Source organism: Marinobacter sp. P4B1, from assembly GCF_001447135.1.
GTDB lineage: Bacteria > Pseudomonadota > Gammaproteobacteria > Pseudomonadales > Oleiphilaceae > Marinobacter > Marinobacter vinifirmus.
The window spans coordinates 860,052-871,989 of record NZ_LLXM01000015.1; the positions used below are offsets into that span (position 1 = coordinate 860,052).

11 protein-coding genes are annotated in these 11,938 nt (G+C 58.9%); all 11 read right to left on the reverse strand.

The window, feature by feature from the left end; translation table 11 throughout:
* Positions 1-537, reverse strand: coding sequence for a F0F1 ATP synthase subunit delta (locus AQ621_RS15535; RefSeq protein WP_058342162.1), 537 nt, complete (start codon positions 535-537; stop codon positions 1-3).
* A 12-nt stretch (positions 538-549) separates the two neighbouring features.
* Positions 550-1,020: a F0F1 ATP synthase subunit B gene (locus tag AQ621_RS15540; protein WP_058342163.1), complete on the reverse strand. Its 471-nt coding sequence runs from the start codon at positions 1,018-1,020 to the stop codon at positions 550-552.
* An 87-nt stretch (positions 1,021-1,107) separates the two neighbouring features.
* Positions 1,108-1,335: a F0F1 ATP synthase subunit C gene (atpE, locus tag AQ621_RS15545; RefSeq protein ID WP_014423137.1), complete on the reverse strand. Its 228-nt coding sequence runs from the start codon at positions 1,333-1,335 to the stop codon at positions 1,108-1,110.
* 53 nt (positions 1,336-1,388) lie between these two features.
* Positions 1,389-2,243: a F0F1 ATP synthase subunit A gene (gene atpB / locus AQ621_RS15550; protein ID WP_058342164.1), complete on the reverse strand. Its 855-nt coding sequence runs from the start codon at positions 2,241-2,243 to the stop codon at positions 1,389-1,391.
* Positions 2,244-2,258: 15 nt separating this feature from the next.
* Positions 2,259-2,639 carry an ATP synthase subunit I gene (locus AQ621_RS15555; RefSeq protein ID WP_227508366.1) on the reverse strand — a complete coding sequence of 127 codons (381 nt, stop codon included), beginning with the start codon at positions 2,637-2,639 and terminating at the stop codon, positions 2,259-2,261.
* 228 nt (positions 2,640-2,867) lie between these two features.
* Positions 2,868-3,743 carry a ParB/RepB/Spo0J family partition protein gene (locus AQ621_RS15560; RefSeq protein WP_058342467.1) on the reverse strand — a complete coding sequence of 292 codons (876 nt, stop codon included), beginning with the start codon at positions 3,741-3,743 and terminating at the stop codon, positions 2,868-2,870.
* Positions 3,744-3,803: 60 nt separating this feature from the next.
* Positions 3,804-4,598, reverse strand: coding sequence for a ParA family protein (locus AQ621_RS15565; protein ID WP_058342165.1), 795 nt, complete (start codon positions 4,596-4,598; stop codon positions 3,804-3,806).
* 23 nt (positions 4,599-4,621) lie between these two features.
* Positions 4,622-5,269 carry a 16S rRNA (guanine(527)-N(7))-methyltransferase RsmG gene (gene rsmG, locus AQ621_RS15570; RefSeq protein ID WP_058342166.1) on the reverse strand — a complete coding sequence of 216 codons (648 nt, stop codon included), beginning with the start codon at positions 5,267-5,269 and terminating at the stop codon, positions 4,622-4,624.
* Between the two features lies 1 nt (position 5,270).
* Positions 5,271-7,157, reverse strand: a complete 1,887-nt coding sequence (gene mnmG / locus AQ621_RS15575) for a tRNA uridine-5-carboxymethylaminomethyl(34) synthesis enzyme MnmG (protein ID WP_058342167.1) — start codon at positions 7,155-7,157, stop codon at positions 5,271-5,273.
* 338 nt (positions 7,158-7,495) lie between these two features.
* Positions 7,496-8,791 carry an MFS transporter gene (locus AQ621_RS15580; protein ID WP_058342168.1) on the reverse strand — a complete coding sequence of 432 codons (1,296 nt, stop codon included), beginning with the start codon at positions 8,789-8,791 and terminating at the stop codon, positions 7,496-7,498.
* Entirely contained in the window at positions 8,791-11,937 is a 3,147-nt protein-coding gene (locus AQ621_RS15585; protein WP_058342169.1) for an efflux RND transporter permease subunit, read from the reverse strand. Before AQ621_RS15585 ends, AQ621_RS15580 begins: the two co-directional genes overlap by 1 nt.
* Between the last annotated feature and the right edge of the window lies 1 nt (position 11,938).

Genomic DNA, 11,938 nt, shown 5'->3' on the forward strand with positions numbered 1-11,938 from the left:
TCAGGAGCCCAGAGCCTTGGCCATTCTGGCCAGCTTGCCACGAACTGAAGCGTCGATAACCAGGTCGCCTGTACGTACTACCACGCCGCCGATCAGATTCTGATCAACTGCGGTTTCAAGCTCAACCTTGCGCTCCAGCTTTTTGGACAATGCGTCGATCAGTTTCTGCTGTTCGTCTGCAGACAATTCGAATGCGGTATCGATTGTCAGGTGCACAGACTTCTCGAGGTCTGCACGGTACAAACGGAACAAAGCAGAAATCTCCGGCAACAGGGCCAGACGCTTGTTTTCAGCAAGAATCAACAGGAAGTTTCTGAGTGCTTCAGGCAGCGGCTCTTCAAAACAGTCAGCGAAGAGTTCCGCCTTGCGTTGCTCAGACAGGCCGGGGTTGGCCAGGATGTTCTTTACCTCTTGGTCAGCCGCAACCATAGCTGCGAAAGCCAGAGCCTGATCCCACTGATCAACGGCATTCTGGTCCTGCGCGGCTTTAAAAACGGCTTTCGCGTAGGGTCGGGCTAACGTTGTAAGTTCTGCCATGATGACCCTCTTTTAGAGTTCTGCGGCCAGCTTGTCCAGCATCTCGCTGTGAGCTTTGGCGTCTACAGAGGTTTCCAGAATCTTCTCGGCACCGGCAATGGCCAGAGTGGCCACTTCTGCACGCAGTGCGTCGCGAGCCTGAACACGCTCCTGTTGAATTTCCGCCCTTGCCTGCTCAATAAGCTTGTCGCCTTCTTTGCGAGCGTCGTCCTTGGAGGCTTCGACGATCTGGGCGGCACGCTTGTTGGCCTGGTCAATAAGGGCTGCAGCTTCTTCTTTCGCCTTCTGCAGTTCTTTAGCGGCTTTTTCCTGCGCAAGTTCCAGATCGAGGGAAGCCCGATCTGCGGCAGAGAGGCCGTCTGCAATTTTCTTCTGGCGCGCTTCCATGGCAGCCGTAATCGGCGGCCATACATACTTGACGCAGAACCAGACGAAAATAGCGAAGGCAATCGATTGCCCTATCAACGTAAGGTTTATATTCACGGCAATATACCTCTTGCTATTCGTTGCGTCCTGGTGTCCGGAATGCGGTGGCAGTGCCGGGCACTGCCACCCTCAATTCTCGGCTGATTAACCAGCAACAACGAAGATCAGGTACATCGCGATACCAACACCGATCATGGGAACCGCGTCAAGCAGACCAGCCATGATGAATGCCTTGGTTTGCAGCTGGTTAGCCATTTCCGGCTGACGCGCAGTGGACTCGAGCAGTTTGCCGCCCAGCAGACCAAAACCGATACCAGCGCCCAGGGCACCCAGACCGATGATCAACGCAGCTGCGATAAATACCATTTCCATTGAAGACTCCTCAGTTTTTCAGATAGTTAAGGGTTTGTGTATTTAAGGGTTTATCAGTGATCTTCGTGTGCTGCGCTGAGGTAAACCACAGTAAGCACAGTAAAAATAAAGGCCTGAAGCGGGATCACCAGGATGTGGAAGATCGCCCAGGGAACGTTCAGTGTCCACTGGACCCACAGCGGCAACAACGCAATCAGGATAAAGACAACTTCGCCAGCGTACATGTTACCGAACAGACGCAGTGCCAGACTGATCGGCTTGATGATCAGCGCCAGGATTTCCAGCAACAGGTTGAACGGAACCATGATCCAGTGATTGAACGGGTTAAAGGCCAGTTCTTTGGTAAAGCCACCTACGCCTTTCACCTTGAAACTGTAGAACAGGATCAGCAGGAACACACCGATAGAGATACCGAAAGTACCATTGGGATCGGTGGTCGGAACAATCTTGAAGTACTCAAGACCCATCGCATGGGCGATAGACGGAATATAGTCGATCGGGATCAGCTTCAGGATGTTCATCAGCAGGATCCAGACAAAAATCGTCAGTGCCAGCGGGGCAATCAACGGGTTCTTGCCGTGGAAAACATCGCGCACGATGCCCTGAACGAATTCAAAGGTCATTTCGACCAGGTTCTGCAGTCCGCTCGGTGCGCCGTCGGTGACCCGGCTGGCCACAAAGCGGAACAGGCCCAGGAACAGGATACCCATGGCGATAGACCAGCCGAGGGTATCGACGTGGAGCGCCATGAAGCCCATGTCTGCGGCTTCCTGGCCGGTGCGTGCGAAGGTCCAGGTGGCCTCCTGCACAACACTGCCGTCTGCGCGCTCATAGCCTTCCGGGAGCTTGCCATAGGTAAGGTTGGTGAGGTGGTGTTTTATATACTCTACTGGGGTATCAGCTGCCATACTGCTCTCGTCCAGTCATCGCTGTGGTCGCGGCCGGATGAGCCAGCGCAATGCCGTACCCAACACAACCATCACAGCAAAAGTGAATAACAGAGCCGGTACGTGTACTGGCTCCATTAAAGTGAAAACGGCCGCAAAAAACACTGCGGTAAGGGCGAGTTTGATGCTCTCTGCCCTGAAAATGTTGCTGACTGCCAGGTGCATCTGCCTTGCGCCCTGGTACCGGTACGTCCGGTGAGCAAAGTAAGCGTTTGGTATGACAAAAATAAGACCGCCGATAAACGCGGAATAACCGGCCAAACGACCTTCCAGCAACCACAAAAGGCTCAGAACGGTGAGAGCGGCCATCTCTATGGTCAGCCACTGTTTCAGCGGCACGTACGTGATGGCTTTCATTGAACGGCTCATATCACCAGCTGTCATTCCAAGCGCGCGGAATTATATGTGTTAACCGGTAGCGGTTCAACATAACCCGACGGAAAAAATGGCGAAAATTTAACCAGATTTCAAGATGAAAGGGCCTGTTTTTACACAGGTTGTGTTATCCGGCTTCGGCTGCACCCAGATGTGGTGTTTCTGGCCTGAATGGATACTTTAGGATGATTTTCAGGAATTTCCGGGTGCTCAGCGGATATGGCCCAGAATACCGTCCAGCTCATCCAGCGAACTGTATTCGATCACCACTTTACCCTTGCCCCGCTTGCCATGGGCAATGGACACCCGGGCACCGAGCCGGTCGGAAAGGTCGTCCTGCAGGGCACGGATGTTCGGGTCCAGCGCCTTGCTGCCGGAATCTTCCGTTGCAGGCTTTTCCTGCTGGATGCGGCGCACCAGGGCTTCGGTCTGGCGCACGGAAAGCGACTTGGCCACCACCTGGCGGGCCACCTGCATCTGCTGTTCCGGGGGTAAGGTCAGCATGGCGCGGCCATGGCCCATTTCCAGGTCACCATGCTCGAGCATGGTGCGCACGTCTTCGGTCAGGCCGATCAGCCGCAACAGGTTGGTAATGGTGGTGCGGGATTTACCCACAGCCTCTGCCACCTGGGCCTGGGTCAGGCCGAACTCTTCCTGCAGGCGCTGGAGGGCAAAGGCTTCTTCGATCGGGTTCAGGTTTTCGCGCTGGATGTTCTCGATCAGCGCCATGGCGATGGCGGCTTCATCCGGCACATCACGGATGATGGCGGGAATGCTGTCGAGCTCGGCCATCTGGGTAGCGCGCCAGCGGCGTTCACCGGCAATTAGTTCATAGCGGCCTTCGGAAACCGGGCGCACCACCACCGGTTGCATCACACCCTGCTGGCGAATGGAGTCTGCCAGTTCCTGCAGGGCGGCGGGGTCCATATCCCGGCGCGGCTGGTAACGGCCACGCTGGATGAGGTCTACGGGGATCTCCCGCAGTTCGCCATCGTGTTCGGCCACTTGCTGGTTCAGGTTAACCTTCGAGCCCTGTAACAGCGCTCCCAAACCCCGTTCGCCCAAGCCTCGTTTTTTCGCCGCCATGGTGTTTGTCATTCTTCCTGTTGAAAAAGTTGGTGCATGGTTGCCCGACGGCAAACTATGTTACACCGCAACGGCGGCGGATGTCTTTTTTGAACCGTGCCGGCGCACCATCTCGCCCGCCAGGGCCAGGTAGGCCACCGCACCCTTCGAGGTTTTGTCGTAGGCCAGTGCCGGCATACCGTAGCTGGGGGCTTCGGCCAGGCGCACGTTGCGGGGAATCACCGCCCGGTACACCTTCTCGCCGAAGTATTCACTGAGCTGGCCGGAAACATCCAGGGTCAGGCTGTTGCGGGGGTCGTACATGGTACGCAGGATGCCTTCGATCTCCAGGTTCGGATTGACCGTTTCCTTGATCTGTTCGACCGTGTTCATGAGTGCCGCCAGGCCTTCCAGCGCGTAGTATTCACACTGCATCGGAATCAGTACGGAGTCCGCCGCCGACAGGGAGTTTACGGTCAGCAGGTTCAGCGACGGCGGGCAGTCGATCAGGATGTAGTCGTAATTTTCCCGGACGCTGTTCAGCGCCAGCCGCAGCCGGTGCTCCCGGCCGATTTCGTTCATCAGTTCCACTTCGGCGGCCGTCAGGTCGCCATTGGCAGGCAGCAGGTCAAAGCCCGAGGCGTCGGTTTTGACGATGACTTCTGCCGGGCTGGCACGCTTGGTCAGCACATCATAACCCGACAGTTCCAGGGCGTTTTTATCCACACCGCTACCCATGGTGGCGTTGCCCTGGGGGTCCATGTCTACCAAAAGCACCCGGCGCCTGGTAGCAGCCAGTGAGGCAGCAAGGTTCACGCAGGTGGTGGTTTTGCCCACACCGCCTTTCTGATTGGTCACTGCAATCACGCGCGCCATGCCTTGCCTCCTGCTGTTTCGGGTTACCGGGATTGGTCGGCCCGGGTGACGATCAGCAAATGCCGTTCGCCGTCTGCTCCGGGTACCTTCAGAGAATGGCTGGATTCTACCTGCCAGCCTTCCGGAAGGGCAGCCACTTCATCATCCGGATACAGACCTTTCATGGCAAGGAACTGGCCGTCATTCGCCAGCAAGCTGCCACACCAGCTAACCAGGTTCTCCAGCGCGGTAAAGGCGCGGCTGCTGATCTGACTGAAAGGTTGTTCCGGCTGGCAGTCTTCGGCCCGGCCGTGGATGACGTCAACGTTGGCCAGGCCCAGTTCCAGCACACACTGGTTGAGGAACCGGGTTTTCTTGCCATTGCTGTCGAGCAGGGTAAAGCACTTGTCCGGAAATACGATGGCCAGGGGAATGCCGGGCAGGCCGCCGCCGGCGCCTACGTCCAGCAGGTGGTCGGTGGTTACCCAGGGCATGATGCTGAGGCTGTCGAGCAGCTGGCGCGACACCATGACCTGTTCATCCCGGACCGCGGTCAGGTTATAGGCCTTGTTCCATTTGTTCAGCAGGGCCAGAAATGCCAGCAACTTGGCCTGCTGGCTGTCACTGAGGGCAATACCCATCTGTGCCAGCCCGTCCTGCAGCTGGCTTTGCCATAGCTGTGGATAACTCATCTCAGGCGCTCTGCTTTTTCAACAGGTCACGCTTTTTCAGGTGTACCAGAATCTGGCTGACCGCCGCCGGGGTTACCCCCTGGATACGGGACGCCTGGGCCACGGTTTCCGGGCGGACGTCCTTGAGCTTCTGCTTGATCTCGTTGGACAGGCCACCGATGACGTCGTAGTCCAGATCCAGCGGCAACGCGGTGTTCTCGTTCTTGCGCAGGCGCTCGATCTCGTCCGCCTGACGGGAGATGTAGCCTTCGTACTTGATCTCGATTTCCACCTGATCGGCTACATTGGGGTCTTCAGCCCGCTCGGCACTGATCTCGGCGATGTGGTCGTAGACAATTTCCGGCCGGCGCAGCAGCTCAGCCAGGGACTGGTCCCGGGTCATCGGCTGTTTCAGGTAGCCGTTGGCACGCTCGCCCGCTTCGGTGTTCGGGTGGATGCGGGTGCTTTCCAGGCGGCTGCGCTCCCTGGTAATGCCTTCGCACTTGTCACTGAACTTCTGCCAGCGCTCGTCATCCACCAGGCCCAGCTTGCGGCCGGTTTCGGTCAGGCGCAGGTCGGCGTTGTCTTCCCGCAGGATCAGCCGGTATTCGGCGCGGCTGGTGAACATGCGGTACGGCTCCTGGGTGCCCATAGTGATCAGGTCGTCCACCAGCACGCCCAGATAGGCTTCGTCCCGGCGCGGGTACCACTCGTCTTTGTCCTGAGCCCGCAGCGAAGCGTTGATACCCGCCAGCAAGCCCTGGGCGCCGGCTTCTTCATAACCGGTGGTGCCGTTGATCTGGCCGGCAAAATACAGGCCCTGGATAAACTTGGTTTCCAGGGTATGGCGCAGGTCCTGCGGGTTCAGGTAGTCATACTCGATGGCGTAGCCAGGGCGCAGGATGTGGGCATTCTCGAAACCGGGAATGGAACGCACGGCCTTGAGCTGGATATCAAACGGCAGGCTGGTGGAAATGCCGTTCGGGTACAGCTCGTTGGTGGTCAGGCCTTCCGGCTCCACAAAAATCTGGTGCGAGTCTTTATCCGCAAAGCGGTTGACCTTGTCCTCGATGGACGGGCAATAGCGCGGGCCCACGCCTTCGATGTTACCGGCAAACATGGGCGAGCGGTCAAAACCGCTGCGGATGATGTCGTGGGTTTCTTCGGTGGTGCGGGTCACGTAGCAGCAGATCTGCTCCGGATGCTCGTCACGGCTGCCGATAAACGACATCACCGGGGTCGGATCGTCACCCCACTGCTGCTGCATCGCGGAGAAATCCACGGTGCGGGCGTCAATACGCGGCGGTGTACCGGTTTTCAGGCGGCCCACGTTGAACGGCAGTTCCCGAAGGCGCCTGGCCAGGGCATTGGCCGGCGCATCACCGGCACGGCCACCGGCGTGGTTCTGCATGCCGATGTGGATAACTCCGCCGAGGAAGGTTCCGGTGGTCAGCACAACGGTCTTGGCGTTGAAGCGGATGCCGGTCTGGGTGACCACGCCTACTACCTGGTCGTTTTCCACAACCAGGTCGTCCGCGGCCTGCTGGAACAAGGTCAGGTTGGGCTGGTTTTCCAGCATGTGGCGAATGGCTGCCTTGTACAGAATCCGGTCAGCCTGGGCGCGGGTGGCGCGTACGGCCGGGCCCTTGCGGCTGTTGAGTACCCGGAACTGGATACCGGCCTGGTCTGTAGCCCGGGCCATGGCACCGCCGAGGGCGTCGATTTCCTTCACCAGGTGGCTCTTGCCGATGCCACCGATGGCCGGGTTGCAGGACATCTGCCCCAGGGTCTCAATGTTGTGGGTCAGCAGCAGGGTTTGCGAGCCCATGCGCGCAGCCGCCAAAGCAGCTTCAGTGCCGGCATGGCCACCACCAATGACAATGACATCGAAACGGGTCGGAAACTCCACACTACACCTCGGAAATCGGGGAAAAAAACAGGGCGGCGAGTATAACGCCTCGCCCGGGAAATTACAGTCAGAATGTGCAAATTTTAACCAGAACTTCGGGTATCCGAAAGGCGATTAATCCGGGAGCTGTGTATAAACGGGGGCCGGCCAGGGGTTTCAGACTGGGTAAAAACCGAAACTTTCCGCTTTTCAGAAGCTTGTAGCCAGCAGTTCAGAAAAGTTTTCAAGAAAGTTATCCACATTTACAAAGGCTTCTCAGACCCGGTTTTACGACCATAACCTACTGTTATTATTGTATTTATAAAAAACGATTCAACGGTTATCCGTAGCTTTTCCCATTAATTATCCACAGATTGGGCGGCACGGCGCCGGAGCCCCAGCACACTTACCCACACCAGCGCATTCACCAGGGATAAGATCAGGAAAAAGGTCGGGATTCCCAGGCCAAAGACCCCGAGCACCAGGATACCGGCAATGGCACTGGCCACCATGAACAGGGAATTGATCACATTCAGGGCAGCAATAATGCGGGCCCGCTTGTGATCCGGGGTTTCATACTGGATAAACGCATACAGCGGCACAATGAACAGGCCACCGCAGATGCCGATTCCCACCAGGTCCAGCAACACCCGGATATACACAGGCTCCGTCATCAGACTGAGCCAGGTGGACGGTTCCGGGTTGGCCGGTACCGCAAAGAACAGGTCAATGCCCAGCAAGGTCAGGCCCAGGGCGCCCCAGGGTACCGGCGCCAGGGTTATTCGATGCTTGGTCAGCCGTTCGCACAGCATGGAGCCTGCGGAGATACCCACAATGAACATGGCCAGCAGCAAGGTGACCACGGTTTCGTCACCCGCCAGCCAGGTTTTGGCAAAGTTGGGAAACTGGGTCAGGTACGCCGCGCCCAGGAACCAGAACCAGGAAATAGCCAGGATCGCCCCCAACACTTTGGGGCGTTCCCGGGCCACGGCCATCAGCCGCCAGGTTTCCAGCAAGGGCCGGAAACGCACCATCACTTCCGGTGCTTCATCCCGGGTATCCGGTACCTTGCGCGCCGCCAGGTAGCCCAGCACCGCCATCACCAGCACGGCCACAGCAGTAATACGGGCCGCCTGCTCCGCACCGGCGATAACACCGGCGGCAATAGTGCCCAGAAGAATGGCCACGAAGGTCCCCATGCTGACCAGGCCGTTGCCACCCACCAGTTCGTCGTTTGCCAGCACCCGGGGCAGGATGGAGTATTTCACCGGCCCGAAGAACGTGGACTGCGCGCCCATCAGGAACAGCAACACCAGCAGCAACTCGTACCAGCCAAACCACAAAGCCAGCGCCGCCAGGGACATGATGCCGATTTCCGCCGCCTTGACCCGGCGGATAATCCAGGCCTTTTCATAGCGGTCGGCCATCTGGCCGGCAATGCCGGAGAACAGGAAAAACGGCAGGATAAACAGGAAGGCGGCAATATTGACCACCACATTGACCGACAAGCCCATCAGGCCACCCGCCTGGTAGGTGATCAGCAACAGCAGGGCATTCTTGTACAGGTTGTCGTTAAAGGCGCCGGAAAACTGGGTCAGGTAGAACGGCAGAAACCGCCGCTGACCCAGCAACCGGAACTGGCTGTGCACAGGCATCAGAACTCATCGGCCTTCTTTGCCGGGCTGCTTGCCAGGCCGGAGCCCCCGGACGGGCCCGCCGCCAGCCGGTCCAGCTCTTTTTCCACCGCGTTGGCAGACTTGGCGAACCGGGCCAGCAGGTTATACAGCACCGGGATAATAAACAGGGTCAGGGTGGTGGCGAAGATCAGCCCGCCCAGAATTACCATACCGATCGCCGCACGGCTTTCCGCACCGGCCCCGGTGGCAATCACCAGGGGTACCGCACCGAACACGGTGGAGATGGTGGTCATCAGTACCGGGCGGAAGCGCAGCGTCGCGCCTTCCAGAATGGCATCCCGCACACTGTAACCTTTGTCCCGCAGCTGGTTGGCAAATTCCACGATCAAGATACCGTTCTTGGCCATCAACCCCAGCAACATAATGATCCCGATCTGGCTGTAGATGTTCAGGCTGATGCCGGACCAGGCCAGGGCAATCAGCGCACCGGTAACCGCCAGGGGCACCGACAACATGATGATCATCGGGTGAATCCAGCTTTCAAACTGGGCCGCCAGCACCAGGAACACAATCACAAAGGCCAGGGCAAAGGTAATAAAGATGGCCGCCGAGGAATCCTCGAATTCCCGGGACAAGCCCTTGTAACTCAGCCGGGCTTCCGGCGGCAAGTTATCCACAGCCAGGTTATTCAGGTAATTCAGGGCCGTACCCAGATCGTAGCCATCGGCCAGGGAAGCGCTGATCACCACCGCCGGCAGACGGTCGATCCGGCGCAGATCCGGGTTAGCGCCGATTTCCTCCACCGACACCAGGGCTTTCAGGGGGATCAGCTCCCCCCCTGCCCTCGGCCGCAGGAAAATCTGCTCCAGGTCATCCGGGGTGGCGCGGTTGGCATCCTCGGCCTGGATAATCACATCGTACTCCTGGCCCCGGTCCAGGTAGGTGGTCACCTGTCGGGACGCCAGCATGGTCTGCAGGGTGAGCCCGACATCCTGCACGGTGATATCCAGGTCGGCCGCCCTGTCGCGGTCGATGTTCACCCGGAGTTCCGGGCGGGTAAGCTCGAAATCGGTATCCACATTCAGCAGGTTCGGGTTTTCCCTGGCCCGCTCCATGATCTCTTCACTCCAGGCCTGGACCGATTCGTAGTCCGGGCCGGCAATCACAAATTCCACCGGCTGGCTGAAGCCCCGCTGGCCAAGGCCTGGCGGGTTGATGACGTTGATGCGGGCACCGGATATATCCGACAGCTTGTCACGGATATCTGTAGTCACCTGCTGTTGCTTGATGTTCCGCTGCTCCCAGGGCACCAGCCCCATGATCATGAAGGCGCTGTCTTCTTCATCCCGGAAACCGACAATGGAAAGTAACCGCTCGGCGGTGCCCTCCTCCAGGTAGGTCAGCAACCGCTGCTCGGCCTGCTGCACGAAGTGGTCGGTATATTCGACGGTGGAGCCCCGGGGTGCACTGGTGGGCATGATGATTACGCCACGGTCTTCAATGGGCGCGAGTTCCTGCGGCAAGCGGGGATAAATCACCGCGGCGACGATCAGCCCGGCAATCCCCAGGCCCAGCAACAGGCCTGGCTGGTTCAGGGAAAACTCCAGCAGGCGCTTGTAGCCATTGGTCAGGCCATTGAGCACCTTCTCGCTGAAGGCCCAGAGCCGGTGGCCTTCCGCCGATTCCGGACTGTGGCGCAGCCACTTGGAACACAGCATCGGGGCCAGGGTGAGCGCCACCAGGCTGGAGAAGATCACCGCCGCCGCCAGGGTAAACCCGAACTCGGCAAACAACCGGCCCACGTTACCGCCCATAAACGAGATGGGCACAAACACCGCCACCAGCGTCAGGGTGGTGGCAATGACCGCAAAGGCAACCTGCTTGGCACCACGATAGGCTGCCAGCAACGGTGGCTCGCCTTCATCAATCCGGCGCTGGATGTTCTCCAGCATCACGATGGCGTCATCCACCACCAGGCCGATGGCCAGGATTACCGCCAGCAGGGTCAGCACGTTGATGGAAAATCCCAGAAAGCCCAGGCCGATAAAGGCACCGATCACCGCCACCGGAATGGTGACCGCCGGAATCAACGTGGCGCGCCAGGACCGCAGGAACAGGAAAATCACCAGGATGACCAGCGATACCGAGATCGCCAGGGTCACCAGAACCTCCTTGATGGACGCCCGGATAAAGATGGATTCGTCGTAGCTTTCGCTGATCGACACTTCCGGTGGCAGGGTTTCACGGATCTTGTCCAGCTCGGCCCGCACGCCGTCAGACACCGCAACGGTATTGGCCTTGGACTGGCGGATAACCCCCATGCCAATGGCCGTGCGGCCGGCAGCCCGCAGGCGGCCGATATCCGATTCCACACCCATCTGCACGTTGGCTACTTCACCCAGTCGCAGCAGGTCGTTGCCATCCCGGCGTACGACCAGGTTACGGAATTCTTCCACTGTGGATAACCGGCCCTCGGCCCGCACGGTAAAGTTGCGGGTGGAGGAATCCACCGAACCGGCCGGTAATTCCACGTTGTTGGCCCGCAGGGCCTGTTCGACTTCCGCCACCGTGATGTTGCGGGCCGCCAGCCGTTCCCGGTCAAGCCAGACCCGGATGGCATAGCGGCGTTCGCCACCGATGCGCACATCGGCCACACCATCGAGCACCGACAACCGGTCGCTCAGCACCCGGTCGGCAAAATCACTCAGTTCGGCGGCATCCCAAACTTCGCTGGTCAGAGTTATCCACATCATCGGCCGGGCATCGGAATCGGCCTTGCGAACCACCGGCGGATCGGCTTCGTCTGGCATCTGGTTCAGCACCCGGGAGACCGCATCACGCACGTCGTTGGCGGCGATATCGATATCGCGGGACGTGTTGAACTCGATGGTGGTGCGGGATTCACCCTGCTCGGTGGAGGACTCAATAGAACGAATGCCTTCAATGCCACTGATGGCACCTTCGATCACCTGGGTAATCTGGGTATCCACCACTTCGGCAGCGGCACCGGTATAGTCGGTAGCTACGGAGACCACCGGCGGATCAATGTCCGGATATTCCCGAACCGGCAGGCCCATCAGGGCGGCCAGCCCGAACACAACAATCAGCAGGCTCAGAACCGTGGCGAAGACCGGGCGCTTGATGGAGACGTCTGACAGCACCATG